Annotated in this window: 26 protein-coding genes; 18 read left to right on the top strand and 8 right to left on the bottom strand. The window is 74.1% G+C overall.

The genetic code is table 11. The features are described 5' to 3' along the window. The coding region (locus AC07A6_RS02985; RefSeq protein WP_478775819.1) for a LysM peptidoglycan-binding domain-containing protein at positions 1 to 479 on the bottom strand (479 nt) is incomplete at its 3' end. 400 nt (positions 480 to 879) lie between these two features. Beyond that, a complete protein-coding gene (locus AC07A6_RS02980; RefSeq protein ID WP_478775818.1) occupies positions 880 to 1,809 on the bottom strand; it encodes a dihydrodipicolinate synthase family protein in 930 nt (309 codons plus the stop codon). Positions 1,810 to 1,880: 71 nt separating this feature from the next. On the opposite strand from AC07A6_RS02980, the gene AC07A6_RS02975 reads away from it, so the two are divergent. The 5 genes from AC07A6_RS02975 (at position 1,881) to AC07A6_RS02955 (ending at position 7,365) form a co-directional block, all read left to right on the top strand. After that, positions 1,881 to 2,837 carry a LysR family transcriptional regulator gene (locus tag AC07A6_RS02975; protein WP_478775817.1) on the top strand — a complete coding sequence of 319 codons (957 nt, stop codon included), beginning with the start codon at positions 1,881 to 1,883 and terminating at the stop codon, positions 2,835 to 2,837. A 103-nt stretch (positions 2,838 to 2,940) separates the two neighbouring features. Further along, positions 2,941 to 4,026, top strand: a complete 1,086-nt coding sequence (locus AC07A6_RS02970) for an S-(hydroxymethyl)mycothiol dehydrogenase (protein WP_478775816.1) — start codon at positions 2,941 to 2,943, stop codon at positions 4,024 to 4,026. Between the two features lie 143 nt (positions 4,027 to 4,169). Continuing rightward, positions 4,170 to 5,480, top strand: a complete 1,311-nt coding sequence (locus tag AC07A6_RS02965) for an alpha/beta fold hydrolase (RefSeq protein WP_478775815.1) — start codon at positions 4,170 to 4,172, stop codon at positions 5,478 to 5,480. A 232-nt stretch (positions 5,481 to 5,712) separates the two neighbouring features. Continuing rightward, a complete protein-coding gene (locus AC07A6_RS02960) occupies positions 5,713 to 6,477 on the top strand; it encodes a PIG-L deacetylase family protein (RefSeq protein ID WP_362458162.1) in 765 nt (254 codons plus the stop codon). Between the two features lie 42 nt (positions 6,478 to 6,519). Further along, positions 6,520 to 7,365, top strand: coding sequence for an enoyl-CoA hydratase/isomerase family protein (locus AC07A6_RS02955; protein ID WP_478775814.1), 846 nt, complete (start codon positions 6,520 to 6,522; stop codon positions 7,363 to 7,365). Here the strand turns inward: AC07A6_RS02955 and AC07A6_RS02950 are convergent. Genes AC07A6_RS02950 through AC07A6_RS02940 form a run of 3 tightly spaced genes read right to left on the bottom strand, consistent with a single transcriptional unit; the run spans position 7,352 to position 10,177 of the window. After that, entirely contained in the window at positions 7,352 to 8,017 is a 666-nt protein-coding gene (locus AC07A6_RS02950; protein WP_478775813.1) for an SMI1/KNR4 family protein, read from the bottom strand. The genes AC07A6_RS02955 and AC07A6_RS02950 overlap by 14 nt on opposite strands. Before the next feature lie 48 nt (positions 8,018 to 8,065). Continuing rightward, the gene (locus tag AC07A6_RS02945) at positions 8,066 to 8,965 is read right to left on the bottom strand and encodes an SDR family oxidoreductase (RefSeq protein WP_362458155.1); all 900 of its coding nucleotides are present in this window, start codon (positions 8,963 to 8,965) and stop codon (positions 8,066 to 8,068) included. Between the two features lie 54 nt (positions 8,966 to 9,019). After that, entirely contained in the window at positions 9,020 to 10,177 is a 1,158-nt protein-coding gene (locus AC07A6_RS02940; protein ID WP_478775812.1) for a hypothetical protein, read from the bottom strand. Between the two features lie 298 nt (positions 10,178 to 10,475). Between AC07A6_RS02940 and AC07A6_RS02935 the strand changes: the two genes are divergently transcribed. The 6 genes from AC07A6_RS02935 to AC07A6_RS02910 all read left to right on the top strand — a co-directional run bounded on the left by AC07A6_RS02935 (position 10,476) and on the right by AC07A6_RS02910 (position 16,077). Next, a complete protein-coding gene (locus AC07A6_RS02935; RefSeq protein ID WP_386274801.1) occupies positions 10,476 to 11,453 on the top strand; it encodes an NADPH:quinone oxidoreductase family protein in 978 nt (325 codons plus the stop codon). After that, on the top strand, positions 11,450 to 12,640 hold the full coding sequence (locus tag AC07A6_RS02930; protein ID WP_478775811.1) for an acyl-CoA dehydrogenase family protein: 1,191 nt from the start codon (positions 11,450 to 11,452) through the stop codon (positions 12,638 to 12,640). The genes AC07A6_RS02935 and AC07A6_RS02930 overlap by 4 nt, the downstream gene beginning before the upstream one ends. Next, positions 12,637 to 13,794: an acyl-CoA dehydrogenase family protein gene (locus AC07A6_RS02925; protein WP_478775810.1), complete on the top strand. Its 1,158-nt coding sequence runs from the start codon at positions 12,637 to 12,639 to the stop codon at positions 13,792 to 13,794. Before AC07A6_RS02930 ends, AC07A6_RS02925 begins: the two co-directional genes overlap by 4 nt. A 256-nt stretch (positions 13,795 to 14,050) precedes the next feature. Next, positions 14,051 to 14,722, top strand: a complete 672-nt coding sequence (locus tag AC07A6_RS02920) for a hypothetical protein (protein ID WP_478775809.1) — start codon at positions 14,051 to 14,053, stop codon at positions 14,720 to 14,722. Between the two features lie 96 nt (positions 14,723 to 14,818). Further along, positions 14,819 to 15,187: a tyrosinase family oxidase copper chaperone gene (locus tag AC07A6_RS02915; RefSeq protein ID WP_362458139.1), complete on the top strand. Its 369-nt coding sequence runs from the start codon at positions 14,819 to 14,821 to the stop codon at positions 15,185 to 15,187. A gap of 26 nt (positions 15,188 to 15,213) precedes the next feature. Then, positions 15,214 to 16,077 (top strand): tyrosinase family protein, encoded by an 864-nt coding sequence (locus AC07A6_RS02910; protein ID WP_478775808.1) that lies wholly within the window; start codon positions 15,214 to 15,216, stop codon positions 16,075 to 16,077. A 118-nt stretch (positions 16,078 to 16,195) separates the two neighbouring features. Here AC07A6_RS02910 and AC07A6_RS02905 read toward each other — a convergent pair whose 3' ends face one another. Continuing rightward, positions 16,196 to 16,480, bottom strand: coding sequence for a chaplin (locus AC07A6_RS02905; protein ID WP_285340108.1), 285 nt, complete (start codon positions 16,478 to 16,480; stop codon positions 16,196 to 16,198). 300 nt (positions 16,481 to 16,780) lie between these two features. On the opposite strand from AC07A6_RS02905, the gene AC07A6_RS02900 reads away from it, so the two are divergent. Next, a complete protein-coding gene (locus tag AC07A6_RS02900) occupies positions 16,781 to 18,235 on the top strand; it encodes a carboxylesterase/lipase family protein (protein ID WP_386274803.1) in 1,455 nt (484 codons plus the stop codon). On the opposite strand, the gene AC07A6_RS02895 is transcribed toward AC07A6_RS02900, so the two are convergent. Beyond that, positions 18,213 to 19,673: an alpha/beta hydrolase gene (locus AC07A6_RS02895; protein WP_362458132.1), complete on the bottom strand. Its 1,461-nt coding sequence runs from the start codon at positions 19,671 to 19,673 to the stop codon at positions 18,213 to 18,215. The two genes, AC07A6_RS02900 and AC07A6_RS02895, sit on opposite strands and share 23 nt — an antisense overlap. A 272-nt stretch (positions 19,674 to 19,945) precedes the next feature. Here AC07A6_RS02895 and AC07A6_RS02890 point away from each other — a divergent pair, with 272 nt between their 5' ends. Genes AC07A6_RS02890 through AC07A6_RS02880 form a run of 3 tightly spaced genes read left to right on the top strand, consistent with a single transcriptional unit; the run spans position 19,946 to position 23,143 of the window. Further along, complete coding sequence (locus AC07A6_RS02890) at positions 19,946 to 20,827, top strand: alkaline phosphatase family protein (protein ID WP_478775807.1); 882 nt, start codon at positions 19,946 to 19,948, stop codon at positions 20,825 to 20,827. A 2-nt stretch (positions 20,828 to 20,829) separates the two neighbouring features. After that, the gene (locus AC07A6_RS02885; RefSeq protein ID WP_478775806.1) at positions 20,830 to 22,095 is read left to right on the top strand and encodes an MFS transporter; all 1,266 of its coding nucleotides are present in this window, start codon (positions 20,830 to 20,832) and stop codon (positions 22,093 to 22,095) included. A gap of 22 nt (positions 22,096 to 22,117) precedes the next feature. Next, positions 22,118 to 23,143 carry a TolB family protein gene (locus AC07A6_RS02880; RefSeq protein ID WP_478775805.1) on the top strand — a complete coding sequence of 342 codons (1,026 nt, stop codon included), beginning with the start codon at positions 22,118 to 22,120 and terminating at the stop codon, positions 23,141 to 23,143. A gap of 52 nt (positions 23,144 to 23,195) precedes the next feature. On the opposite strand, the gene AC07A6_RS02875 is transcribed toward AC07A6_RS02880, so the two are convergent. Further along, positions 23,196 to 23,882, bottom strand: a complete 687-nt coding sequence (locus AC07A6_RS02875; RefSeq protein WP_362458122.1) for a GNAT family N-acetyltransferase — start codon at positions 23,880 to 23,882, stop codon at positions 23,196 to 23,198. Between the two features lie 140 nt (positions 23,883 to 24,022). Here AC07A6_RS02875 and AC07A6_RS02870 point away from each other — a divergent pair, with 140 nt between their 5' ends. The 3 genes from AC07A6_RS02870 to AC07A6_RS02860 are packed head-to-tail and all read left to right on the top strand — an operon-like array spanning position 24,023 to position 26,426. Continuing rightward, on the top strand, positions 24,023 to 24,832 hold the full coding sequence (locus AC07A6_RS02870; RefSeq protein ID WP_478775804.1) for an alpha/beta fold hydrolase: 810 nt from the start codon (positions 24,023 to 24,025) through the stop codon (positions 24,830 to 24,832). Between the two features lie 46 nt (positions 24,833 to 24,878). After that, the gene (locus tag AC07A6_RS02865) at positions 24,879 to 25,727 is read left to right on the top strand and encodes an alpha/beta fold hydrolase (RefSeq protein WP_478775803.1); all 849 of its coding nucleotides are present in this window, start codon (positions 24,879 to 24,881) and stop codon (positions 25,725 to 25,727) included. 12 nt (positions 25,728 to 25,739) lie between these two features. Further along, positions 25,740 to 26,426 (top strand): (2Fe-2S)-binding protein, encoded by a 687-nt coding sequence (locus tag AC07A6_RS02860; RefSeq protein ID WP_478775802.1) that lies wholly within the window; start codon positions 25,740 to 25,742, stop codon positions 26,424 to 26,426. Positions 26,427 to 26,554 lie beyond the last annotated feature (128 nt).

Raw genomic sequence — 26,554 nt, 5'->3', positions numbered from 1 at the left:
CTTCCGTTCCCATGTCCGATCCCACGCCACCCTCCGCCCCTCCTTGGTGTTTTTCCTTTCTGGTGGGGGTTCCTTGTGTCGGCGTCCCTTCTCCCCCCCCCCCCCCCCCCCCCCCCGCCGAGGCTCAGCTTCAGGCCGGGACGGATCACCGAGGGGTCGGAGCCGATGACGCCCCGGTTGGCCTCGTAGAGCGCCTGCCAGCCGCCGCTCACGGAATGCTGGGACGCGATCTTCGAAAGGGTGTCGCCGCCCACCACCGAATAGGTCAGGGCTGCCGCGGCCTTTTCCACGGACGCCTTTTCCGCGGTGGCCTTCTCCACGGACGCCTTGACGAGCGAGGCGGGCTGCGTGCCCGTCGCCCCGGCCGTCGTGGCGCTGATCAGAGGCAGCGCGAGGGCTGCTCCACCCGTGCCGGCGACCGCCAGCTTCCGGGTGATCCAGTGCTGCTTCGGCCGACGGTGCTTACCCTGTCGGGGCATGGCGCTGTTCCTCACGTGGGGGTACGGGAGAGCCCCGGCGGCGGCCGGATTCGGCAGTCGGCCGCGGGGAGTGAGGTGACCGTAGGCGAGCGCGCGGCGCGGGAACAAGACACGAATTCCACCGGTAGATCGACTTCTCGGGCGTCGTGCGGTAATTGACCATGAATTGCGGATCAAGGAAAGGCTGATTTCCTTTCCGGGGAAAGGGAATCGGCCGTTCCGGATGAATTGATGTTGATCGGTCCCGCGTGACCCACATCACGGGTCCGGCAGGTTTGGGGCCGCCTCGCGCAATACGGTCAATTGGCGGCCCGATACTGCCGATTCGGGCGACCTGCGCGAGGGTGTTGAAATGGTATGTACCGGGTATTTCGGACACCGGTGGGTCCGTTCCGTGCCCTCAGAGGGAGGCCAGCGCCTCCAGGGTGGCGTCCACGGCCCGCCCGGACGCGGGCAGCAGGGGCAGACGCACGTCCGGGGCCGGGATCCGGCCCTGCGCGTGCAGCACGCCCTTGACCACCGCCGGGTTCGGCTCCGCGAAGGCCGCTGCCGAGACCCGCGCCAGCCCGTGACCCAGCTCCCGGGCCCGCCCGGCGTCACCGGCCCGCCAGGCCGCCGCGAGCTCCACGAACCGCTCCGTCGCCAGATGGGCCGAGGCGAGCACCGCCCCCGAGGCGCCGAGCGCCAGCATCGGGGACACGTACGCGTCGTCCCCGGCCAGGACCGAGAACCCGTCCGGCAGCCGGCCGAGCAGCGCCACCGTCTCCGCGTCGATCCCGCCCGCCGCGTACTTCACCCCGGCCACCCCGGCCAGCGAGCCCAGCGCCCGCAGGGCGTCCGCGTCCAGCGGCTGCCCCGTCCGGTACGGGATGTGATAGACGATCAGCGGCACCGGGCTCACCTCCGCCAGCCGCGTGAAATGGGCCAGCACCCCCGCCGCCGAAGGCCGCACGAACGACGGCACGGTCACCAGCGCCGCCCCGACCTCCGGCCACCGCGCCAGCCGGGCCAGCGCCGCCTCGCTCGCCCGGGTCCCGCTCGCCCCCGCCCCCACCGTGAGCGGTACGCCCCGCTCCGCGCAGACCCGCGCGCAGACCCCGGTCACCAGGTCGCGCTCCGCCTCGTCCAGCGCGGCGGTCTCGCCCGTCGTGCCGAGGGCCACGATCCCGGCGGCCCCCGCGTCGAGCACCTCGTGGGCGAGGGCCTCCAGCGCCTCCGCGGCGACGTCCCCGCCGGGCGTGAAGGGGGTGACGAGCGGGACGTGGATCCCGTTGAGGGGGAAATAGGTGTTATGGGCCATTCGTCCGGCCTGAGCCGTTTCCTGTCGCATGCAGAAGAGCTTCGCCCGGACCGAGCGCCGAATCCAGTTCGCATTCCTTACCCGATCCGTAAGCTGAGCCGATGCTCGACGTCCGCCGCCTGCGCCTGCTGCGCGAACTCGCCTGCCGGGGCACCATCGCCGCCGTGGCCGAGGCGCTCGCCTTCAGCCCCTCCGCCGTCTCCCAGCAGCTCGCCGTCCTCGAACGCGAGGCCGGCCTGCCCCTGCTGGAACGCACCGGCCGCCGCGTCCGCCTCACCCCGGCCGCCCAGAACCTCGTACGCCACGCCGAAGCCGTCCTGGAACGCCTGGAGCGGGCCGACGCCGACCTCGCGGAGGCCCGCAGCGGCCTCGCCGGAGTCCTGCGCGTCGGCTCCTTCCCCACCGCCACCCGGGCCATCGTCCCGGCGGCCCTGGTCCACCTGGCCCGGCGCCACCCGGGGCTGGAGCCGAGGGTCCGCGAGACCGACCCGGCGGCGGTCGCGCACGCACTGCGGGCCGGGGACCTGGACGTGGCCCTGGTCCACGAGTACGACTTCGTCCCCGCGCCGCCGGAGCCGGGGCTGGCCACCCGGCCGCTGTACGAGGAGGCGATGTACCTGGCCGCCCCGGCGGCCCCGGCCGTCCCGCACCCGGCCGTCCCGCACCCGGCCGCCGCCACCGGGGCCGACCAGGGCGCGGTCCTGCGCACCCACCAGGACGAGCCCTGGATCACCGCCACCCCCGGGACCCTCTGCCACGCCATGACCGTACGGGCCTGCCAGGCGGCCGGGTTCACCCCCCGGATCCGGCACCAGGTCGACGAGTTCGACACCGTCCTCGCGCTGGTCGCGGCCGGGCAGGGGGTGGCCGTCGTCCCCCAGCTGGGAGTGACCGGCCCCCCTGACCCGGCCGTCGCCCTCACCCGCCTGCACATGGAACGCCGCACCAAGGTCGCCTTCCGCAGCGGCGCCGCCGCCCACCCCGCCGTCGCCGCCCTCACCGCGGCGCTGCGCGCCTCCGTACCGCCGGATCTGGCCGGAACCGGAGGCGGGGGGTGACGCGAAGGCCCGCACAACTCCCTTGGACGGCCGCGCCCGTGTACGTTCGATGATCCAGACCGATCAGACCGATCAGACCGATCCGCACAGAACGGGGTACGACGTGACACATCGCGTACGAGGGGTCATCGCGCGGAGCAAGGGCGCACCGGTGGAGACGACCACGATCCTCGTGCCCGACCCGGGGCCCGGCGAAGCCCTCGTCAAGGTGCAGGCCTGCGGGGTCTGTCATACCGACCTGCACTACCGCGAGGGCGGCATCAACGACGAGTTCCCCTTCCTCCTCGGCCACGAGGCCGCGGGCGTCGTCGAGTCCGTCGGCCCCGACGTCACCTCCGTCGCCCCCGGCGACTTCGTGGTCCTCAACTGGCGTGCGGTGTGCGGCGCCTGCCGGGCCTGCAAGCGCGGCCGGCCCTGGTACTGCTTCAACACCCACAACGCCACCCAGCCCATGACGCTGGAGGACGGCACCCCGCTCTCCCCGGCCCTGGGCATCGGCGCCTTCGCCGAGAAGACCCTCGTCGCCGCCGGACAGTGCACCAAGGTGGACCCCGCCGCCTCGCCGGCCGCCGCCGGCCTGCTCGGCTGCGGTGTCATGGCGGGCCTGGGCGCCGCCCTGAACACCGGCAACGTCGGGCGGGGGGACTCGGTCGCCGTCATCGGCTGCGGGGGAGTCGGCAACGCGGCCGTCGCCGGCGCCCGGCTGGCCGGCGCCTCGCGGATCATCGCCGTGGACCTGGACGACCGGAAGCTGGAGTGGGCGCGCGGCCTCGGCGCCACCCACACCGTCAACGGGCGCACGGAGGACGTGGTCAAGGCGATCCAGGAGCTGACCGGCGGGAACGGCGCGGACGTGGTCATCGAGGCCGTCGGCCGCCCGGAGACCTACCGGCAGGCCTTCTACGCCCGCGACCTGGCCGGCACCGTGGTCCTGGTCGGCGTACCGACGCCCGAGATGCAGCTCGAACTCCCGCTCCTGGACGTCTTCGGGCGCGGCGGCGCCCTCAAGTCCTCCTGGTACGGGGACTGCCTGCCCGAGCGCGACTTCCCGCTGCTGATCGACCTGTACCTGCAGGGCCGGCTCGACCTCGACGCGTTCGTCTCCGAGACCATCCCGCTCGACGGGGTCGAGGACGCCTTCGCCCGCATGGAGCGGGGCGAGGTGCTCCGCTCGGTGGTCGCCTTCTGAGCCGCTGACCCGCTGCCCCGGGGCCCCGACCAGGGGTTCCGGGGCATAAACTCGGCCGGGACGTCAGCCCCGGCCCCGGGCCCCGCCGCGATCCGGCGCAGGTGCGGGGGAGGGGATCCGCACCCACACCCCAGGGGCCGTACGTGACCCTCCCGCGCAGCTACCGCCAGCCCGGTGTCGTCCTGACCGACCACCACTTCACCGTGCCGCTCGACCACGACCGCCCCGGCGGGGAGCGCATCGAGCTGTACGCCCGCGAGGTGGTGGCGAACGACAAGGACCCCGAGCGGCTGCCCTGGCTGCTGTACCTGGAGGGCGGACCCGGCTTCGGGGCGCGGCGGTTCACCGGACGGCAGGCCTGGCTGGAGCGGGCCCTCGCCGACCACCGGGTACTCCTCCTGGACCAGCGCGGCACCGGCCGCTCCACCCCCGTCAACCGGCAGACCCTGCCCGCCCGCGGCACCCCCGCCGAGCAGGCCGCCCACCTGACGCACTTCCGCGCCGACTCCATCGTGCGCGACGCCGAGGTCATCCGCCCCGCCCTGACCGGCGGCGCCCCCTGGACCGTGCTCGGCCAGAGCTTCGGCGGGTTCTGCGCCACCCACTACCTCTCCACCGCGCCCGAGGGCCTGACCGCCGCCCTGATCACCGGCGGACTGCCCTCCCTCCACGCCACCGCCACAGAGGTGTACGAGGCCGCGTACCCCCGCATCGAGCGCAAGAACCTCGCCCACTACGCCCGCTACCCCATGGACGTCGAGCGCGCCCGCCGCATCGCCGCCCACCTCGCCGAGCGCCCCGCCGAACTCCCCGGCGGCTACCGGCTGACCGTGGAGGCCTTCCAGTCCCTCGGCCTGATGCTCGGCGCCGGCGACGGCAGCCACCAGCTGCACTACCTCCTGGAGGACGCCTTCGTCACCACCCCGGCCGGCCCCGCCCTCTCGGACGCCTTCCTGCACGCCGTCCACCCCCACCTCTCCTTCGCGGGCCACCCCCTGTACGCCCTGCTCCACGAGGCGATCTACGCCCAGGACCCGGCGGCCCCCACAGCCTGGGCCGCCGAACGGGTCCGCGCCGCGCACCCCCGCTTCGACGCCGCGAAGGCCCTCGCGGGCGACGGCCCCGTGCTCTTCACCGGCGAGACCATCCACCCCTGGCACTTCACCAGCGACCCCGCCCTCGCCCCCCTCCGCGAGACGGCCGACCTCCTGGCGTCCCGCACCGGCTGGACGCCGCTCTACGACCCGGCCGTGCTCGCCGCCAACGAGGTCCCGGTGGCGGCCGCGGTCTACCACGACGACATGTACGTGGACACCGCCCACTCCCTGGCCACGGCCCGGGCCGTCCGCGGCCTGCGGACCTGGGTGACGGACGAGTTCGAGCACGACGGCGTCCGCGCGGGCGGCCCCCGCGTCCTGGACCGGCTGCTGTCCCTGGTCCGCGACGAGGTCTAGGCCGTCTCTTCCGGATCTTGCCTGACCCGCGCCGCCCGGCACCGCACCTCGCCGCGTTGGCGGTGCACCCGAGTACGTCCAGTACAAGGGCGCCCCGCCAACGCGCCGATGCACGGCACCGGACGACGCGGGCTTAGCCGGCAAGATCCGAAAGAGACGGCCTAGGCCCCTTTTGACATGGCGGCCTTCTCCGTGCAGGCCCGACAGGGCGGCGTCGCCTATTGTGCGGCGTATGACCGAACAAGCTGAGCAGCAGCCGCCCTTGCAGCCGATGCCCGCCGACTGGCGGCGGGCCCTCGCGGTGGTCGCGCACCCCGACGACCTGGAGTACGGCTGCGCCGCCGCCATCGCCGAGTGGACGGACGGCGGCCGCGAGGTCGCCTACCTGCTCGCCACGCGCGGCGAGGCGGGCATCGACGGGGTCGCCCCGGAGGAGTGCGGCCCGCTGCGCGAGGCCGAGCAGCGGGCCAGCGCGGCGGTCGTCGGGGTCTCCACCGTGGAGTTCCTCGACCACCGCGACGGGGTCGTCGAGTACGGGCTCGGCCTGCGCCGGGACATCGCGGCGGCCATCCGGCGGCACCGCCCCGAGCTGGTGATCACCCTCAACCACCGGGACACCTGGGGCGGGGTGGGCGGCGGCGGGTACTGGAACACCCCCGACCACAAGGCCGTCGGCCGGGCTGTGCTGGACGCCGCCGCCGACGCGGGCAACCGGTGGATCTTCCCCGAACTCGTCTCCGAGCAGGGCCTGGAGCCCTGGGACGGGGTGCGCTGGGTCGCGGTGGCGAACACCACCACGCCCACCCACGCCGTCGACGCGGGCCCCGGACTGGAGCGCGCGATCCGGTCCCTGCTGGAGCACAAGGCGTACATCTCCGCACTGACCGACCAGGATCCCGAGGAGTACGTACGCACCTTCCTCACCGGCAACGTCCAGCAGGCGGCGGCCCGCTTCGGCGGCCGTCCGGCCGTGCCGTTCGAGGTCTTCCCCCGCTGACCGGACCCCCCTAAGCTGACGATCCGTCAGCTGACTTCGGGGGTGCGGTACACGGTGATCGACACGCTCGGCAGGGAGGTGGGCGAGGGCGAGGAGCGCATCCGGCTGGACGTCGAGGACGGCATCGCGCTCCTCACCCTCTGCCGCCCCGACAAGCTCAACGGCTGGAGCTGGGAGTCCACCCGCCAGCTGGGCCTGCTCGCCGACCGGATCCGCTTCGACCCGGACGTGCGCGCGGTCCTGCTGCGCGCGCAGGGCCGGGCCTTCTGCGCGGGCATCGACGTGACCGCCCCCGGCGGCGCGATCACGGGCGACTCCGCCGCCGGACGGACCCGGAACTACTACGAGGGCATCCGCTGGGTCCACGAGCGCTTCTCCGTCCTCGCCCGCCTGCCGCAGCCGGTCGTCGCCGCCGTCCAGGGCTACTGCCTGGGCTTCGGCTTCGAACTGGCCCTGATGGCCGACATCCGGATCGCCGCCGACGACGCCGTCTTCGCCCTGCCCGAGGCCCGGCTGGGCGTGGCGGTGGACGCCGGCGGCGACCTGCGGATCGCCCGGGACGCCGGGGCGGGCTGGGCCAAGTTCCTCGCCCTGACCGGCCGCAGGATCGACGCGGCCACCGCCGAGCGCCTGGGCCTGGTCCAACTGGTCGTCCCCCCGGCCGGCCTGGACGCGGAGGCCCGCGCCCTGGCCGCCGAGATCGCGGCGAACGCCCCGCTCGCCGTCCAGGGCATCAAGCGCTCGATCGACGCCTACGCGGACGCCGCCCTGCCCGCCGCCCTGGACCGGGTCGCCATGACGGCGGCCCTCACCCTCACCTCCGAGGACGCCGCGGAGGGCTACGGAGCCAAGGACGCCCGCCGGCCCCCGCACTTCAGGGGAGCGTGAGCACCGGGGTCCCGCCGTCGGGCTTGCGCAGGGCGCGGAAGCCCAGGTACTCCGCGTACATCAGGCCGGCGAAGGAGTCGTGCCGCTCCGGACCGCTCCCGCTCCAGCTGGAGAAGCGGTACGCGGCCCACTCGCCGTCGGCGTCGACGTCACCCGGGTCGAGGATCAGCCACGTCTGGTCCCCCTCCAGGGATATCTGGACCGCCCGGCCCCACCGCGCGGACTCGTACGGCTCCTCCTCTTCGTCCTCGGAGTCCCCGTCCTCGGAGTCCCCGTCCTCGTCCCCGCCCCCGTCTTCGTCTGCGTCCTCGTCCTCGTCCGCGTCCTCGTCGAGGTCCTCCTGCTCCCACTCGGCGAGCATCTCGTACAGGTACCCCGTCAGCTCCCGAAGCGGCCCCACCTCCGCCGCCGGGGCGAGCAGTTCCACGAACTCCCCGGCCCACCGCCACCCGTCGGTGACCTCCAGGAAGGACCGGTACGAAGGCGGCAGCGGGACCCCCAGCCTGGCTTCGAGCGCTGCTATCCGCTCCGGCGGGGCGGGGTCGAAGCCCAGCCAGCCCAGGGGCGGCTCCGCAGGGGCCTCGGTGCGCATGGCCGCCTCCCGCTCGGCGCTCCAGGCGCGGAGGAAGGGTTCCCAGTCGTCGGTCTTCATGACCCCGATGGTGCCGCACGCCACTGACAACGCCTCAGGACGCGCCGCTCACGGGTGGAACGGCCCGCGTCCCAGCTGCTCGCGCACCGGCACCACTTCCGGCTGGACCAGGGCCCGGCGCTGCCAGTTCGCCCCGTCGACCACCAGGGTGTGGCCGGTGACGAAGCGGGCGTAGGGGGAGGCCAGGAAGGTGGCGGCCCAGCCCAGTTCGCGTGGGGCGCCCACCCGCAGGGCGGGCTGGCGGGAGTCCTTGGAGTCCGGGGCGGCGCGCTCCAGCCCGCCCCGGATGTCCTCGGTCATGTCGGCGTGCGGGAACAGCCCGGGCACCAGCCCGTTGACGCGGATGCCGTACGGGCCCCACTCCACGGCGAGGGTCTCCACCAGGTTCTTCACCCCGGCCTTCGCGGCGGCGCTGTGGGCGAAGCCGGGCCCGCCGGTCCAGGCGTAGGAGGCGCCGACGCTGACGATCGCCCCCGGGCTGCCGGCGCCGAGGTGGCGCCGGCCGAACTCGCGGGTCATGAACCACGTCCCGGTCAGGGTGGTGTCGACCACCGCCCGCCAGGCGCCCGGGGACAGGTCCTCGGCGGGGCTGGGGAAGTTCGCCGCGGCGTTGTTGACCAGCACGTCCGGCAGCCCGAGCGCGGCCCCGGCGGCGTCGAAGACGTCCGCGACCCGATCGGGGTCCCGGATGTCGCAGACCGCGGCCGCCACCCGGCCCGCTCCGGGCACGGCCGCCAGCTCCTCGCACGCCGCCTCCAGCTGCCCGGCGCGGCGCCCCGCGATCAGCAGGTCGGCGCCGAGCCGGGCGAACTCGGCGGCGATGGCCTTGCCCAGCCCGGTGCCGCCGCCGGTCACGAGGACCACCTGCCCCGCGTACGTGCCGGCGGGCAGGGCGGCGGCGCCCAGCGGGGGCGGCGCGGGCAGGCCGCGCCTGATCTCGTCCGTCATGGGGGCATCGATAGCGCGCCGGGGCGCAGATCGCCATGCCCGTGACGGAGGCCGCTACTGCGGCAGGTACGCCTGCTTCGTCGCGCAGGTCCAGATCACCGGCTTCAGCGTGCCGCCCGCGTTGACGGCCGCGCCGCCGACCCGGCCGTCGTCGGCGACCGACGAGGCCGCGCTGGCCTGGTTCGCGGAGAGCCGGGGCAGGGCGAGCACCGGCCCGGTGCCCGTCCACAGCTGCGCCTGGTCGGGCAGGGTCTGGATGTCCGGGTGGAACTTGGCGGTGCCGACGGAGACGCCGGCCGTCGGGCTGACGGCCTCGAAGGTGCCGTACGGGTGGGTCTTCAGCGCGCCGGGGGCGCCGACGGGCCCGGTGTAGGGCGGGGCCCAGGTCACCGGCCGGAACTGGTAGCCCATGCCGTACCAGTCGTAGCCGACGACGCGGCCGCTCTCGTCGATGTCCTGCACCCAGCTGTCGTTGGAGGTGCGGGACAGGGCCTTGGCCGGTCCGCCGTCTGCGGGCCAGAGGACGGGGTAGCTGCCCTCCAGGTGCTGGCCGGTCTCCGGGACCTCGTAGTCCTCGCGCGCCATGCCGATGACGTCGCCCTTGTTGTTGATGCCGGAGACCAGCTCGATCCGGGTGCCGGGCGCCGCGTCCGCGGGCGCGGCCAGCTCGCGGACCTTCCGGCCGTCCTTCCACACGGCGCCCACGCCCGGCCGGGTGCGGGAGACGACGTAGCCGGCGTCGTTGACGTCGGCGTCGTCGGACAGCCAGTCGCTCCCCGGCAGCCGGGTGACCGTGGCGTCGCCCGCCCGGTAGGTGAAGAGGTAGCCGTCGGCGCCGTGGGTGACGCCCACCATCAGGCCGCTCCTGTTCACGGCGAGCACCGCGCCCGACAGGCCGGCGTCGGACAGCGGGACCTTGTGGAGCCGGCTGCCGGTCCAGTAGACGGGCTTCCCGCCGGAGACGCCGACGGACAGGCTGCCCGTGCCGAGGCCGAGGACCCCCTCGGTCTGCTCGTTGCCCACGCTGTAGCCGCCGGTGCCGATGGAGCCGAGGACCTGGATCCGGGGCGTGCAGGACGGGGCGGCCGCGGCCGGTCCGGCGGCGGTGACGATCCCGGCCAGGACGAGGGCGGCGGCGGCCGCCGCGCCGGTCCGGCGCGTGCGGGTGTGCGTGCGGGTGTGCGTGCGCGTGTGTGTGCGCGTGCTGTTCATCGTTCGGTTCCCCCTGTGGTGTGGGCGTGGCGCAGACGCGCGCCCGGAGCGGTCGGCTCCGGGCGCGCGGAATCCCCTGGTGCGTCATATGCCCTGTGCAAGCGGCCTGTTGATGTTATCTGCGGATACGGGTGTTCACCCGTGGTTCGTCCGTCCGATTTCCGGAACGGGCGGCCGGGAACGCCGGTGGCCGGGGATCCGCCCGGCGGGGATGGCGCGGACGAGGGTTCCCAAGGGGGCAAGCGACCGCTTAGTATGCCGCCGAGCGTGGTCCCTCGACGGCGGCTGGAGGCCCCGGATGCAGGCATGGCGAGTACACACGACCGGCGAACCCCGCGAGGCCATGCGCCTCGAAGAGGTCCCCGAACCCGTGCCCGGCGAGGGCGAGGTGAAACTCCGCGTCCTCGCGGCGAACGTCAACTTCCCCGACGCGCTCCTCGTCCGAGGCCAGTACCAGATCCGCCCGCCCCTGCCCTTCACCCCGGGCGTCGAGATCTGCGGCCTGACCGAGGACGGCCGCCGGGTCATCGCCAACCCGAGCCTGCCCCACGGCGGCTTCGCCGAGTACGTCACCGCCCCCGCCCGCGCCCTGCTGCCCGCCCCCGACAGCCTGGACGACGCCGAGGCCGCCGCCCTGCACATCGGCTACCAGACCGGCTGGTTCGGCCTCCACCGCAGGGCCCGCCTCCAGCGCGGCGAGACCCTGCTCGTGCACGCCGCCGCCGGCGGGGTCGGCAGCGCCGCCGTCCAGCTCGGCAAGGCCGCCGGAGCCACCGTCATCGGCGTCGTCGGCGGCAAGGCCAAGGCCCGCACCGCCGAGGAGCTCGGCTGCGACCTCGTCATCGACCGCACCACCGAGGACGTCGTCGCCCGCGTCAAGGAGTTCACCGGCGGACACGGAGCCGACGTCGCCTACGACCCCGTCGGCGGCGACGCCTACACCGCCTCCGCCAAGTGCGCGGCCTTCGAGGGCCGCATCGTCGTCGTCGGCTTCGCCGGCGGCACCATCCCCGCCCCCGCCCTCAACCACGCCCTGGTCAAGAACTACGCCGTACTCGGCCTGCACTGGGGGCTGTACGCCGCGAAGGACCCCGCCGCGATCCTCGCCTGCCACACCGAACTCACCCGCCTCGCCGCGGACGGCGCGATCAAACCCCTCGTCAGCGAACGCGTCCCGCTCGACCGGGCCGCCGACGCCGTCCAGCGCCTCGCCGACGGCACCACCACCGGCCGGCTGGTCGTCGTACCGTCCCAGGACCCGGGAGCCGCCCGATGACCGCCGACGCCGAAGACCTCCGCGCCCGCACCCGCGCCCTCCTCGCCGCACACCCGCCCGCCGCCACCGCCCCCGCGGACTTCCTCCGCGCCCGCTTCGACGCCGGACTCGCCTGCGTCCACTACCCCGAGGGACTCGGCGGACTGGGCGCGCCCCGCACCCTCCAGGCCGCCGTGGACGCCGAGCTGGAGGCCGCCGGAGCCCCCGACAACGACCCCCGCCGGATCGGCATCGGCCTCGGCATGGCCGCGCCCACGATCCTCGCCCACGGCACCGAGGAGCAGAAGGCCCGCTTCCTGCGCCCCCTCTGGCTGGGGGAGGAGGTCTGGTGCCAGCTCTTCAGCGAACCCGGAGCCGGCTCCGACCTCGCCGCCCTCGGCACCCGCGCCGTCCTCGACGAGGAGGCCGGGGAATGGGTGGTCGACGGCCAGAAGGTGTGGACCTCCAGCGCACACACCGCCCGCTGGGCGATCCTCCTCGCCCGCACCGACCCGAACCTCCCCAAGCACCAGGGCATCACCTACTTCCTGTGCGACATGCACGCCCCCGGCGTCGAGGTCCGCCCGCTGCGCCAGATCACCGGCGAAGCCGAGTTCAACGAGGTCTTCCTCACCGGCGTCCGCATCCCCGACACCCACCGCCTCGGCGCCGTCGGCCAGGGCTGGGCCGTCGCCCGCACCACCCTGATGAACGAACGCGTCTCCATCGGCGGCATGCGGATCCCGCGCGAGGGCGGCATGATCGCCCCCGTCGCCGCCGCCTGGCGCGGACGCCCCGCCCTGCGCACCCACGCCCTGCACCAGCGGCTGCTCGAACTGTGGGTCGAGTCCGAGGTGGCCCGCCTCACCGGCGAACGGCTGCGCCAGCAGCTCGCCGCCGGCCGGCCCGGCCCCGAGGGCAGCGGCATGAAGCTCACCTTCGCCCGCCTCAACCAGGAGATCAGCGGCCTGGAGGTGGAACTCCTCGGCGAGGAGGGCCTCCTGTACGGGGACTGGACCATGCGCCGCCCCGAGACCGTGGACTTCACCGGCCGCGACGCCGGCTACCGCTACCTGCGCGCCAAGGGCAACAGCATCGAGGGCGGCACCAGCGAGGTCCTCCTCAACATCGTCGCCGAACGAGTCCTCGGCCTGCCCCCCGAACCGCGCGACGACAAGGACACTGCCTGGAAGGACCTCTCCCGATGACGACCCAGTCCGCACCGGCACCGCAGCCCGGCCCGGCGGCCCCCAGCGCCCCCTACGACCTGCTCTACTCGCAGACCGAGGAGGAGCTCCGCGCCGCCGTACGCGCCCTGCTCGCCGACCGCTGCGACCCCGCCGGCGTCCTCGCACGGGCCGAGACCGGCCGGGCCCACGACCCCGAGCTGTGGCGCACCCTCGCCGCCGGGATCGGCGCCGCCGGGCTGCTCGTCCCCGAGAAGCTCGGCGGGGCGGGCGCGAGCCACCGCGAGGCCGCCGTCGTCCTGGAGGAACTCGGCCGTTCCGTCGCACCGCTGCCGTACCTGACGGCCTCCGTCCTCGCGACGGAGATCCTGCTCGCCGTCGCCTGCGACAACGCCGACGCCGCCGCCCTGGTCGGGGAGGCCGCCTCCGGCCGGCTGGTCTGCGTCCCCGCCCTCCCCCTCACCCTGGCCCCCGGCGCGCCCCTGCCGGCGCCGCTCCACGACGGCGGCGGCGGGGTGCTGAGCGGCACCGTCACCTCGGTCGCGGACGCGGCCGCCGCCGACGTCCTGCTGGTCCTGGCCGACACCGGGCTGTACGCCGTCCCCGCGGACCGCGCCGCCCTGGCCCCCCGGGTCCCCCTGGACCTGACCCGGCCGCTCGCCGACGTCACCCTCGACGGCGCCGCCGCCACCCGCCTTGCGGACCCCGCCGGCGCGCGGGCCGCCGTCGCCGGAGCGCTGCTGTCCGGCGCCGGACTGCTCGCCTCGGAACAGCTCGGGCTCGCCGAGTGGTGCCTGACCGAGACCGTCGCGTACGTCCGGGCCCGCCACCAGTTCAACCGCCCCGTCGGCTCCTTCCAGGCGCTCAAGCACCGCCTCGCCCGGCTGTGGCTGGACGTGGCCTCCGCCCGGGCGGCCGCCCGCGCCGCCGCCGACGCCCTGGCCACCGGCGCCCCGGACGCCCCGCTCACCGTCGCCGTCGCCCAGGCGTACTGCTCCGGTGTCGCCGTCCGCGCGGCCGAGGAGTGCGTCCAGCTCCACGGCGGCATCGGCATGACCTGGGAACACCCCGCCCACCTCTACCTCAAGCGCGCCAAGGCCGACTCCCTGACCCTGGGCACCGCCGGCCACCACCGCGGCCTGGTCGCCGACTTCGCGGAACTCCCGGCACCCTGACCCGCCGTGCGGGGGCACCCCCACCCCACCACCCTCTTCCACAAGCACCCGGGCACCCCGGGCCAGGCCGTTTCCGTGGCTGTGAGACGGGCCGGGGCCGGGGTGTTTCCACGGCTCCCCCGGACGGGGGAGGACACCTTGTGCCATGGGTGGATGCGCGGCCCCCTTGTCCCTCGGCAGGGTAACGACATGCGTCGACGCGCCGAATCCGGCCCGGTCGAATGCCGGCAACGGGCCTTGAACCGAGGAGTACGCGGTGAGCGAGACGAAGGAATCCGTCCAAGGCGGGCAGTCGGGCGTCCGGGGCTCCCGGGCCGGCTACTGGGGCTTCGGCCTTGCCGTGGGATACGCCGTGTTCGTGCGCTTCTACCAGGGAGCGGGCGGCACGATCGGAGTGCCGGGGACCTCCACGCCGGAGAGCCTGCCCTCCTGGTACATGGGCAACTACGTTGCCGGGCTGGTCATCCTGCTCGGCGGGGTGGCCTGTCTCTTCCTCACCCAACCGCGCTTGCGCACGATTCCGCACCGGTCGCGGGTACTCCCCGGGAAGCGGATGCCCAAGCCCCTCGTGCTGGCCGCATGTCTGAGCCCGGTACTGCTGGGCGGGGTCTTCGGCGTGATGCACGGCATCGCCGGAGCCTTCACGCATCTGCTCGAACTGTGCGGCGCCATCGAGATCGATTACCCGGACGACTGGGAAACCCTGAACGTGACCTCGATGAACCTGTGGAACATCTTGTTCTACGAGCCCTGGTTCATCGCCATGGGCGTATGCCTGCTCGGTTCCGCGCTGCGGTACCTCAGGGACACCGGCTCGACGGAAGACGCCATCGGCAGGGTCCGCCGAGTGGCCGTCGTTCTCATCGGAGTCCTGGTGGTGGCGTCCTCCCTCACCGTCATCATGGGCTGGAACGTCGAGATCGGCTGAGCCGATGCGTTCCCGGCGGGCAAGGGTGACAGGTGACCTCGTACGGCCGCTCCTCGTTGGACAGGCGAACACCTGCCGCCGAGCGAGGGAGACCGTATGTACGCAGCACCCGCCGCACCACTGACCCGCCGCGCGGTCCTGCGTACGGCCTTCAGCGCGGCCGTGGCCGGCGGTGTGGCCGCGGCCCTGGCGCCCGTGCTGCGCGCCCGGGGCCCCCGCCAGACCCTCACCCCGGCCCCCCTCGCCGAGGAGACGTACCGCGGCCGCCACATCAGCGTCGACCTGGCCTCCGCGCAGGTCCGCATCGACGGCCGGCCCCTGCACGTCATGCGGCGCGCCGACGGGAGCTACCTCAGCGGGGTCAACCACTTCGAGTCCTACGGGACCCCGCTGGAGCTCGCCCGCGCGGCGGTCGACGAACTCGGCACCAGCCGGCTGGCCCTCGCGGCACCGCACCACGGCTGACGGACGGGAACGGGAGGAGCCCCGCGTTGTACACCCGGCAGAACCAGAAGAACCTGACGAGCGCCCAGAAGAAGCGGTTCACGGCCGCCCTGCTGGAACTCAAGCGCAACGGCGTCTACGACCAGTTCGTCCGGACCCACGGCACCTACTTCGTGCCCGACCGGGAGCGGAAGCTGCGCGTCGGGCACATGTCCCCGTCGTTCTTCCCCTGGCACCGCCGCTACCTGCTGGAGTTCGAGCAGCGGCTGCGGGCCGTCGACCCGCAGGTCTCCATCCCGTACTGGGACTGGACCACCGACAACAGCCCCGTCTCCTCCCTCTGGGCCGAGGACTTCCTCGGCGGCACCGGCCGGGAGGGCGACCGCCAGGTGACCACGGGCCCCTTCGCCTACGCGCGGGGGAACTGGACGGTCACCGTCGGGGTCAGCGAGGCCCCCTTCCTCACCCGCAACCTCGGCCGGCCGGCCAACCCGATCGCCCTGCCGACCTCCGCCGAACTCCAGTGGGCCCTCGACGACCCCGTCTACGACTCCGCGCCCTGGGACTCCACCGCCCGCGAAGGCGGCTTCCGCAACAAGCTGGAGGGCTGGGCCGCGCCCCGCAGCGAGCGCTGGCGCAACCACAACAAGGTCCACCAGTGGATCGGCGGCCACATGACCGGCGGCACCGCCCCCAACGACCCCGCCTTCTGGCTGCACCACGCCTTCGTGGACCTGCTCTGGGACCGCTGGCAGCAGCGCCACCCCGGCTCCGGCTACCTGCCGGCGGCCCCCCTGGAGCTGGGCGACCTGCAGCGCGGCCGGGTCATCTCCCTCGACGAGCCGATGCCGCCGTGGGACGTCACCCCGCGCGAGATGCTGGGCCACCGGGGCGTCTACCGCTACGAGTGACCGCCGGCCCCCCGAGCACCGCGGGGGGCCGCGCCCCCGTACGCGATTCGAGGACGGACACGGAAAGGGCCCCCGCCGGGTGGCGGGGGCCCTTCAGCCGGTCAGGCGGGCGAGACGATCACTCGCCGTAGCTGCCGCCCTCGGTGTGGTGCTTGTCGCCGCCGGAGGCGTTGACGCAGGTGTTGCCGAAGGCCGGGTTCAGCAGGGCGATCACGTTGACGGTGTTGCCGCAGACGTTGACCGGGACGTGGACCGGGACCTGCACCACGTTGCCGGACGCGACACCGGGGGAGCCGACAGCCGCACCGTGCGCTCCGGCATCGGCGACAGCCAGACCCGCACCCGCGGCCACGGCGGTGCCCGCCACAGCGGTGATGGCGAATGCCTTCGCGATACGCGACATCAAGATCTCCTCATGAGACGTGGGGCGCCGCATCCCTGCGGCGCGTGACATGGCGTACAACGCGACGGGAGCCGAGTGGTCACGGCCCGTTCGGCTACCGGGTGACACGAAAACGGACAGAGCCGGAGTACGACCGCACCCGAGTGACCGTTTCCCGGCCGCTTCCGGCCCGCTTCCCGGCCGCACGAGCGACACTCCCGGCCCGGCGCGATCCGTTCCGCGCGACCCGATCGTGCCTTGTCAGGCCGCGGACGCCTGTGCGACGGTGCCCCGGAGGACACCCTGGTGAGGAGAGCACGGATGAGCGCAGCGGGCGGCGGACGGCCCCGGGCCGGCACCGGACACGGCATCGTGGAGGGCCGCTGGGAGGGTGACGGGACCGCCGTGTTCCGGGGCATCCCCTACGCCGCCGCGCCCGTCGGCCCCCGCCGGTTCGACGCCCCGCGGCCGCCGGCCGCCTGGGACGGCGTGCGCGACGCGGGGGCGTTCGGGCCCACCGCGCCCAAGGTGCCCTACCCGCCGGCCTTCGCCGCCCTGCTGCCCGATCCGAAGGTCCCTGGCGCGAACTGCCTGAACCTGAACGTCTGGACCCCGGACCCGGCTCCCGGGGCCGGCCTGCCCGTCATGGTGTGGCTGCACGGCGGCGCCCACACCCGGGGCTCCTCGGCCGTCCCCGTCTACGACGGCTCGGCGTTCGCCCGCGACGGGATCGTGCTCGTCTCGGTCAACTTCCGGCTCGGCGTGCTCGGTTACGGGCTCTTCCCCGACGCGCCCGCCAACCGCGGCCTGCTCGACCAGATCGCCGCCCTCGCATGGGTGCGGGACAACATCAGGGCCTTCGGCGGCGACCCCGACCGGGTCACCGTCTTCGGGGAGTCCGCCGGCGCCATCAGCGTCGGCGCCCTGCTCGGCGCGCCCGGCGCCGAGGGCCTCTTCGCCCGGGCCGTCCTGCAGAGCGGCGCCCCCGAGGCGCTGCCGCGCGACGCGGTGCGGACCATGGTGCGGCGGATGGCCTCGCTCCTCAAGGTGCCCGCCACCGCGCGGGCCTTCGCGGGGGTGGGCCTGCCCGCGCTGCTCGCCGCCCAGGCGGCGGTGCTGCGGCGGTCCTCCCCGGTGCTGGGCGGTCCCGCCTTCGGGCTGGTGGCCGACCCGGACTCGCTGCCCGCCGACCCGCTGGAGGCGGCCTGCGCCTCGAAGGTGCCGCTGCTGCTGGGCTGGACCGCCCAGGAGCACCGGCTCTGGCTCGCGCCGACCGGCGGCGCGCGGCTGCTGGACCGGCTCGGGCCGGCGGCCGTGGCCCTGGGCCGGCTGCGCGGCGGCAAGGACCGGGCGGCCGTACGGGCGCTGCGTACCGCCCTGCCCGGGGCCTCCCCGGCCGACCTCGCCGGGCACCTGATCACCGACCGGCTGCTGCGCGACCCGCTGCGCAGGCTCGCCGCGGCGCCGCGCCCGGCACCGAGCCACCTGTACGAGTTCCGCTGGCCCAGCGGCGTACCGGGCCTGGGGGCCTGCCACGCCCTGGAACTGGGCTTCGTCTTCGACACCCTCGGGGTGCCGGAGTCCACCTGGCTGGCCGGGCCGGACGCCCCGCAGGCGCTGGCCGACGAGATGCACGGGGCCTGGGTGCGCTTCGCCGCCACCGGGGACCCCGGCTGGGCGCCCTGGGACGGCGACGGCCCGCCGAAGTTCTTCGACGGACCGGAGCCGGAGGCAGTACGGGGCGCGGAGGCCGTTACTCCACTGGTCCTTCCATGACCTTGCTGATGAACTCCATCGGTCCCATGCCCATGTTCGGGACGTAGGTCTTGGCGTTGTGCTGGCCGCCGGGGATCACCCTCAGGCTGGTGTGGATCGGGCCCTTGGTGTACGTCTGGACGAACTTCTGCACGTCCGGGAGCGTCTTCTTGTTGCTCTCGTTGTCGCCGACCTGGAAGGCCAGGTAGACGTCCGGGCCCTTCTTGTCGATGAGCTGCTTGGCGAGGAGCTCCGGGTTGTTCTCCGCCTTCTCCTTGTCGTGGCCCTTCCACAGGGAGGAGTCCGGGACGATGTCCGGGCCGGAGGCGATCACGGCCTTGAACTTGTCCGGGTGCTTGAGCACGGCCTTCAGGCCGGCGAAGCCGCCGGTGGAGGAGCCCATGAAGGCCCAGCCGTCACGGGACTTGATGGTGCGGAAGTTCTCCCGCATCAGGTCCGGGACGTCCTCGGTCAGCCAGGTGCCCATCTTGGGCTGGCCGGGGATGTCGGAGCCGTCCCAGTAGACGCCCCCGTCGTCCGGTGCCGGGTTCAGCACCGGCATGGCGAGGATGAAGGGCTTGCCCTTGCCCTCGTGGTACCACTTGCTGATGCTCGTCTGGAGGCCCAGGTCGGTGCCCATCCAGTAGTTGCCGGGGAAGCCGGGGCCGCCGGGCAGGGCGATCATGACCGGGAAGCCGCTCTTGGCGAACTTGGGGTCGCTGTACTCCTTGGGCGCCCACACCCAGACCTTGCCCGTGAAGCCCGACTTCTTGCCGGTGACGGTGGCGACGCCGATCTGCGTGCCGTCGCTGAGCGTCGAGGTGTTCTTGAAGTCGGTCTTCGGGCCGGTGGGCATCGACATCTTCGAGTTCGGCGCCTGCTTGGCCGCGCCGTTCTTGTCACCGGCGGGCGTGCCGAAGGAGACGTCCTTGCCCTTGTCGGTGAAGGGGGGTATCTCGAAGTAGGCCATCGTGCCCGCCGCGATGCCGCCGAGGGCCAGGACCGTGACGCCGGCGATGATCCAGCGCTTCACCTTGGACTTGCGGCGCGGCTCCTCGCCGTAGGGCGGCTCGGAGTAGCCGTACTGCGGCTGCTCGTACGGGGGCTGACCGGGGCCCGGCTGGTACCCCTGGCCGGGGCGCTGCTGCTCGAAGCGGGGCGGCTCGTAGTCGGGGCGCTCGTAGCGGGGCTGGGCCTGCGTGGGCTCGTCGAAGCCGCCGGGGCGGTACTGGTCCTGACCGTGCGGCGGGCGGGGCGGCTGCGGACGGCCCTGCGGACGGCCCTGCGGCGGGCCGCCGTAGGGGCCCGCTCCCTGCGGGGCGCGGCCGGACGGCTGCTGGGGCCGGCCGCCCTGGGGCGCGTACTGCGGCGGGCCCTGCTGTCGGCCTTGCTGCCGGCCGGGCTGCTGCCCGTCCGGCCGGTACGGCGGCTGGTCATGGCCGTCGGGTTCGTACGACATGTGCGGTGGCTCTCCGGCTGTTGCTGCCCCGTTTGGGGATGGTCTGCTTCCGTTCGAATGATGAGCGAAAGCACCGCTGGGTTCCTCATTTTTACTTCTCTTGGGATTTCTTGGAGAAGGTCATTACCCGTCACCCACGGTGCCCCCGGCGTTCCCTTCCCGTTATCCAAGCATCCCTGGCTCATGCACATGGCGGTGGGTATGGTGCGTCCGCGCCGCCGCCAGAGACCCCGCACCTTCCCCACGCCTGGAGGTATGTCCCCGTGTTTGGCATGACCATTTCACGGCCTCGCCGCAGGACCGCACTCGCCACCGCCTTCGGCGTCACCGCCGCCGGAGCCGCGCTCTGGGCCGGCATCGGCACGGCCCAGCCCGCGCACGCGGCCGGCCTGCCCGCCCCCGACCACACCGTCGTCGTGGTCTTCGAGAACCACGCCTACAACCAGGTCATCGGCAGCTCCAGCGCCCCCTACATCAACTCCCTGAAGGCCGGGGGCGCCAACCTCACCAGCTCCTACGGCATCACCCACCCCAGCCAGCCCAACTACCTCCAGCTGTTCTCCGGTTCCAACCAGGGCGTCACCGGCGACAGCTGCTACACCCCCGGCTTCAGCTCCGCCCCCAACCTCGCCTCCGAGCTGATAGCCGCCGGCAAGAGCTGGGGCAGCTACAACGAGGGCCTGCCCAGCCAGGGCTCCACCACCTGCTCCAGCGGCAAGTACGCCCGCAAGCACAACCCCTGGTTCGCCTTCTCCAACGTGCCCACCAGCACGGCGAAGACGATGGCCCAGTTCCCCACCGACTTCACCACCCTCCCCAAGGTGTCCTTCGTCGTCCCCGACCTGTGCAACGACATGCACGACTGCTCCGTCGGCACCGGCGACACCTGGCTCAAGAACAAGCTCAAGGCCTACGCGGACTGGGCCAAGACCCACAACAGCCTCCTCGTCGTCACCTTCGACGAGGACAACCGGCTCGCCGGCAACAAGATCCCGACCGTGCTCTACGGCCAGCCCGTCACCCCCGGCTCCACCTCCGGCACCACCTACAACCACTACGACATGCTGCGGACCCTGGAGGGCCTGGCCGGGCTGACCACCCACGCCGGGAACGCCGCCACCGCCAAGGACATCACGGGGATCTGGGCCTCCTGACCATGTACGTCGCGGACAGTCGCGGTACCCCCGCCCCGGCCGAGCCGCAGGCCGCCGCCCCGGGCACCGGTCCGGGGGGGCGCGCCGCCCTCGCCCCCACGGTCCTCGCCCTCGGCACGGTCTCCCTGATCACCGACGTCTCCTCGGAGATGGTCACGGCCGTGCTCCCGCTCTACCTCGTCGCCGGACTCGGGCTCAGCCCACTCGGCTTCGGCCTGCTCGACGGCCTCTACAACGGCGTCAGCGCCCTGGTCCGGCTCACCGGCGGCCACCTCGGCGACCGCTTCGGCCGCCACAAGGCCCTCGCCGGGATCGGCTACGGCCTCTCCGCCCTGTGCAAGCCGCTGCTGCTCCTCGCCCACACGCTGCCCGCCATCGGCGCCGTCCTCGCCCTCGACCGCACCGGCAAGGGCCTGCGCACCGCCCCCCGCGACGCGCTGATCTCCCTGGCCGCCGACCCCGCCGACCGCGGCCGCGCCTTCGGCGTCCACCGCGCCATGGACACCGCCGGCGCACTGATCGGACCGGTCCTCGCCTTCCTGATCCTGCGCGGCGCCGCCGACGGCTACGACGCCGTCTTCACCGTCAGCGCCTGCGTGGCCGCGCTCGGCGTCCTGGTGCTCGTCCTCTTCGTACCGGGCCGGCGCACCGGCCCCGCCGCCGCGGCCGCCCCCGTGTCCCTGCGCGGCGCCCTCGGCCTGCTGCGCGTCCGCGACCTGCGCCGGACCGGCCTCTGCGCCCTCCTGCTGGGCCTGTGCACCGTCAGCGACGCCTTCGTCTTCCTGCTGCTGCAACGGGCAGCGGGGATCGCCGACCGCTGGTTCGCGCTCCTCCCGCTGGGCACCGCCGCCGCGTTCTTCCTGCTGGCCCTGCCGCTGGGCCGGCTCGCCGACCGCGTCGGCCGCCGCACCGTCTTCCTCGGCGGCCACCTCGCGCTGCTCGCCGTGTACGCCCTGCTGCTCACCGGCGCCCAGCACCCCGCGCTGCCGTACGCGGTGCTCCTGCTGCACGGCGGCTTCTACGCCGCCACCGACGGCGTGCTCATGGCCGAGGCGGCCGGAGCCGTCCCCGAGGAGCACCGGGGCGGCGGGCTCGCCCTCGTCCAGACCGGCCAGGCCCTCGCCCGGTTCGCGGCCTCCCTCGGCTTCGGAGCCGCCTGGACCCTCTGGGGTGCCCGGCCGGCCCTCGCCGCGGCCGCCGTTCTGCTCGCCGCGGCCCTCGCCGGATGCCTGTGGCTGCGGCCCGCCGCCGACGCCGCGCAGGCCTGACCCCCCACCCCGAAAGGCCCCCATGACCCTCCAGCGCCGGATCCTGATCCTGGTCACCGCCGTCCTGCTGCTCGCCGGAGTCGGGGTGTTCGCCGTCGTGCGGGCCTCCTCGCGCGCCGCGGAGAAGGACCAGGCCCGTGCCGGGGGGCCGCAGGTCACCCGGGGCGAGGTGTCCCTGGCCCCGGGCGGCAGCAGCCGGATGGTCTTCCGGAACATGGCCTGGGGCCCGCACCGCGACGAGCTCGCCACCGCCCCGGCCGGCGCGCCCGGGGGCCCCCGTACCGCTTCCGGTGTCAGCTGCCTGCGCTTCCACGCCGCGGCCGGCACCGGGATCTGCCTCCGGGCCGACAAGGGCGGGGTGCAGGAGAGCTACCGGGCCGTCGTCCTCGACGCCGGCCTCAAAGAGGTGTCGGCGCACCCGCTCGCCGGGATCCCCACCCGCGCCCGGGTCTCGCCGGGCGGGCACCTCGCCGCCTGGACCGTCTTCGTCGGCGGGGACTCGTACGCCGGCACGGACTTCTCCACCCGCACCTCGCTGCTCGACCTGCGCACCGGGAAGCTCGACGCCTCCCTGGAGGACTTCAGGGTCCTCAAGGACGGCAAGGAGTACCGCAACGCCGACGTGAACTTCTGGGGCGTGACCTTCACCGCCGACGAGAAGGGCTTCTACGCGACCCTCGCCACCGGCGGCAGGACCTACCTCGTCCGCGGGGACCTGGCCGCGCGCACGGTCACCACCCTCCGGGAGAACCTGGAGTGCCCCTCGCTGTCCCCCGACGGGACGCGGCTGGCCTTCAAGAAGCGGGTGCCCGGACTGCCCGCGGAGGCGCCGTGGCGGCTGTACGTGCTGGACCTGGCCTCGATGCGGGAGACCCCGCTCGCCGAGGAGCGCAGCGTCGACGACCAGGTGGTGTGGCGCGACGACCGGACCCTCGTCTACTCCCTGCCGGGCGACTTCGGGGCCGACCTGTACACCCTGCCCGCCGACGGCGGCGGCGCCCCCGTCCGGCTGGCGGACTCGGCCCTCGCCCCGGCCTTCCTCGGCTGAACCAGCGGAGGAGGGGACGGGACGGGGGCCGGGCCGGGGCGCAGCAGGACCGTTACGCCGGGATCAGCGTCCGGCGCCGGCGGCGGCGCGGGGCGGCGCTGGAGAGCCGCAGCTCGATGACCGAGCGGACGGTGGGCCACTCCTCGTCGAGGATCGAGTAGAAGGCCGTACTGCGCACCGCCCCGTCCAGCCCCCGCGAATGGGCCCGGCGGACCCCCTCGCAGGTGAAGCCGAGACGTTCCATCGCGGCGCGCGAGCGGCCGTTGCGGGCGTCCGCGCGCAGCGAGATCCGGCGCACGCCCCAGGTCTCGAAGGCGTGGCGCAGCATGAGCAGCTTCGCCTCGGTGTTGATGCCGGTGCCCTGGGCACTCGGGGACAGCCAGGTGTTCCCGATCTCGGCGGCATCGGGGATCGCGGTCGCCGGATCACCGAAGGGGACCCCGGGGACGGCGGGCCACACGAGCGGACCCTGCCAGTAGTCGAGTTCCAGGAACCGGGTCGAACCGACCACCCGACCGTCAGTGGCTCTGACGACGGCGAACGCAAGCGATCGACCCGCTGCCTGATCGGCGAGGGCACGGTCGATGTACTCGTGGGACGCCTGCAACCCGTGCGGAACGGGAGTGAAGGCGTAAGTCGTACGATCCTCGGCCCCGGCCACGGCCAGGGCCTCGGTGTGGTGGGGGGCGAGGGGCTCGAGCCGCACGGAGCGGCCGGCGAGGAGTACGGGTACGGGCACGGAGCCTTCGGTCCTTCTGGGCGGTGGGGTGGTTGCACAGTGTGCGCTCCTGACGTCACCCCCCGCGCAAAACGCGGGTGAAAGGCAACGGGCTGTCAGGTGAACGCGAGTGGCTCAATGTAGCCCCTTAAAGTCCTCTCATGAACCCCCAATTTGGCAATGGCGCGGCATCGATTTCGGATGACTTCGGTCCCCGGGGCGCGGAGGCCGTCCTGCTGGTCCACGGACACCCGTTCAACCGGTCGATCTGGGCGCCCCAGGCGACGGCGCTGGCCGCCGCCGGCTACCGAGTCATAGCCCCTGACCTGCGTGGATACGGGGACAACCCGGCGGTGGGGGAGCGGACCCTGCTCGCGGACTTCGCCGACGACCTGGCCGCCCTGCTCCGGCGCCTGGGAATCGAACGGGCGGTCGTCGGAGGAGTTTCCATGGGCGGGCAGATCGCGCTGGAGCTCCGGTTGCGCCACCCGGGTCTGGTGAGGGCCCTCGTGCTCTCCGACACCTCCCCCGTTCCGGAGACCGAGGACGGCAAGGAGTTCCGCCGGAAGCTCGCCGAACGGCTCCTCGCGGAGGGTATGCGTCCGTATACCGAAGAGGTCATTGACAAGATGCTGGCGCCCTACAACGTCACCGGCCAGCCGGAGGCCGCCGCCCGGGTCACCGCCATGATGTGCGCCACCGACCCCAGGGGAGCGGCGGCGGCCCTGCGCGGCCGGGCCGAGCGGCCCGACTACCGGCCCGTGCTCGCCGAGCTGCCGGAGGAGGTGCCGTGCCTGGTGCTGGTCGGCGCGGACGACGTCTACACCCCGGTCGCCGAGGCCGAGGCGATGTGCGCGCTCGCGCCGCACGCCCGGCTCGCCGTGATCGAGCGGGCCGGGCACCTGCCGGGGGTGGAGCAGCCGGAGGCCTTCAACCGGGCCCTGCTGGAGTTCCTCGCCGTTCTGCCGTGAATGAACGCCCTGGCCGCCCACCGGCGCCGGGGCTAGCTTGGCCGTCATGCGCGAAGTGATCTTGGATGGCGGCCGGACGCTGGCGGTCGAGGAGTGGGGGGTGCCCGGCGGGACGCCGGTCGTCTACCTCCACGGCAGCCCGATGAGCCGGCTGGCCCGGTACCCCGACGACTCCCTGTTCCGCGAGCTCGGCGTCCGGCTGATCACCTACGACCGGCCCGGATTCGGCTGTTCCACCCCGGACGAGGGGCGCCGGGTCGTCGACGCCGCCGCCGACGTGGCCGCCGTCGCCGACGCGCTCGGGCTGGACCGCTTCGCGGTGTTCGGCGTCTCCGGGGGCGGCCCGCACGCGCTGGCGTGCGCCGCCCTGCATCCCGGACGGGTCACCCGGGCCGGGGTGCTGGCGAGCCTGGCGCCCCGGGACGCGGCCGGGCTGGAGTGGACCGACGGCATGAACGAGGGGAACCGCCGCAGCGCCGCCGCCGCACTGACCGGGCGGGCCGCCGTCATGGAGCACCTCGCCGGCGTCGGCACGGCCGGTCTGCCGCCGCTTCCGGAGGTCGAGCAGGAGGTCCTCTCCCGCCCGGACGTCAGCGCCATGCTGGGCGCGGCCTTCGCGGAAGCGGTCCGCCCGGGGCTGGACGGCTGGGTGGACGACGTCATGGCGCTCTTCGGCACCGGGTGGGGCTTCGACCCGGCGGCCGTCCGGGTGCCGGTGCGGCTCTGGCACGGCGGCCTGGACACCCTCGTCCCGCCGGCCCACGCGGAGTGGCTGGCCGCGCGCATCCCGGGCGCGGCCCTGCGGCTGCAGGCCGGTGCCGGGCACGGCGGCCACTTCGACGCCACCCCCGCGATGCTCGGCTGGCTCGCCGGCGGCGCCGAAGACCCCGCCTGAGATCATCCGGGGATGGACATGGACGACGTACTGCGCCGGCTGGCCGCCGTCGGGCCCTTCTTCTCCGTCCCGTACGGCGCCGAACCGCCCGGACCGGGCTTCCGGCCGCTCGCGGAGCTGTACGGGGAGCGGCTGGGGCCCTACGTCGAGGAGGTGGGCCGCCGGACCCGGAGCGGCCCGGGACGGGTCGCGGCCTCCACCGCCCAGTTCGGGATCGCCTCCCGGCTGTGGTCGCTGGGCCTGGGCTGCGCCGCCCTGTCCGGGCGGCTGCCGGACCTGGACCCCGGCCGGGTGTGGTGGCGGCTGCCCGATGCGGGCTCGCTGGAGCTCTGGCTGCCCGACCCGGCCGCGGACCTGCCCGCCGACGCCCTCGGGGAGGGTGTCCTCGGGAACCTCGCCGGGCTGGACGCCGCCCTGCGCGAGCGGTACGGGGTTTCCGGCAAGGTGCTGCGCGGCAATGCCGCCTCCGGGCTGGTCGGCGCCCTGCGCGTGCTGCTCGACCGGGTCCCGGACGCGGAGGGCGCGGCCGCGGTGGAGCTGGCCGGCAGCCTCCTCGCCGACGGCGGGGCGCTGGCCGGCACCGGCGCCTTCATCCACGAGCCGGGGCTGGGCGTGGCCTTCGTACGGCGCAGCTGCTGCCTCTACTACCGGGTGCCCGGCGGCGGACTCTGCGGGGACTGCGTCCTGCGCACCCGCTGAGGCCGGTGCCCGTTCGGCGTCGGCCGTGACCGCCACTCGGGGGGTTCTCTCCACGATCGGCCCGTCGTGCGGTGACCCCGTGCCCGCGGCGGCGTTACGCGTTCGTGGCGCGTCACATCGCTGCCGGC

Source organism: Streptomyces sp. NPDC044002, assembly GCF_056434525.1.
The sequence above is the reverse complement of the archived record's forward strand: the minus strand, read 5'-3'. Positions and strand labels throughout refer to the sequence as shown.

Bases quoted from the DNA above. Each gene is read 5' to 3' on its own strand.
- AC07A6_RS02945 (WP_362458155.1), bottom strand. From the start codon at position 8,965: ATGACGGACGAGATCAGGCGCGGCCTGCCCGCGCCGCCCCCGCTGGGC.
- AC07A6_RS02885 (WP_478775806.1), top strand. From the start codon at position 20,830: ATGTACGTCGCGGACAGTCGCGGTACCCCCGCCCCGGCCGAGCCGCAG.
- AC07A6_RS02860 (WP_478775802.1), top strand. From the start codon at position 25,740: ATGGACATGGACGACGTACTGCGCCGGCTGGCCGCCGTCGGGCCCTTC.
- AC07A6_RS02930 (WP_478775811.1), top strand. From the start codon at position 11,450: ATGACCGCCGACGCCGAAGACCTCCGCGCCCGCACCCGCGCCCTCCTC.
- AC07A6_RS02940 (WP_478775812.1), bottom strand. From the start codon at position 10,177: ATGAACAGCACGCGCACACACACGCGCACGCACACCCGCACGCACACC.
- AC07A6_RS02925 (WP_478775810.1), top strand. From the start codon at position 12,637: ATGACGACCCAGTCCGCACCGGCACCGCAGCCCGGCCCGGCGGCCCCC.
- AC07A6_RS02900 (WP_386274803.1), top strand. From the start codon at position 16,781: ATGAGCGCAGCGGGCGGCGGACGGCCCCGGGCCGGCACCGGACACGGC.
- AC07A6_RS02950 (WP_478775813.1), bottom strand. From the start codon at position 8,017: ATGAAGACCGACGACTGGGAACCCTTCCTCCGCGCCTGGAGCGCCGAG.
- AC07A6_RS02870 (WP_478775804.1), top strand. From the start codon at position 24,023: ATGAACCCCCAATTTGGCAATGGCGCGGCATCGATTTCGGATGACTTC.
- AC07A6_RS02960 (WP_362458162.1), top strand. From the start codon at position 5,713: ATGACCGAACAAGCTGAGCAGCAGCCGCCCTTGCAGCCGATGCCCGCC.
- AC07A6_RS02890 (WP_478775807.1), top strand. From the start codon at position 19,946: ATGACCATTTCACGGCCTCGCCGCAGGACCGCACTCGCCACCGCCTTC.
- AC07A6_RS02865 (WP_478775803.1), top strand. From the start codon at position 24,879: ATGCGCGAAGTGATCTTGGATGGCGGCCGGACGCTGGCGGTCGAGGAG.
- AC07A6_RS02915 (WP_362458139.1), top strand. From the start codon at position 14,819: ATGTACGCAGCACCCGCCGCACCACTGACCCGCCGCGCGGTCCTGCGT.
- AC07A6_RS02975 (WP_478775817.1), top strand. From the start codon at position 1,881: ATGCTCGACGTCCGCCGCCTGCGCCTGCTGCGCGAACTCGCCTGCCGG.
- AC07A6_RS02935 (WP_386274801.1), top strand. From the start codon at position 10,476: ATGCAGGCATGGCGAGTACACACGACCGGCGAACCCCGCGAGGCCATG.
- AC07A6_RS02880 (WP_478775805.1), top strand. From the start codon at position 22,118: ATGACCCTCCAGCGCCGGATCCTGATCCTGGTCACCGCCGTCCTGCTG.
- AC07A6_RS02980 (WP_478775818.1), bottom strand. From the start codon at position 1,809: ATGCGACAGGAAACGGCTCAGGCCGGACGAATGGCCCATAACACCTAT.
- AC07A6_RS02895 (WP_362458132.1), bottom strand. From the start codon at position 19,673: ATGTCGTACGAACCCGACGGCCATGACCAGCCGCCGTACCGGCCGGAC.
- AC07A6_RS02905 (WP_285340108.1), bottom strand. From the start codon at position 16,480: ATGTCGCGTATCGCGAAGGCATTCGCCATCACCGCTGTGGCGGGCACC.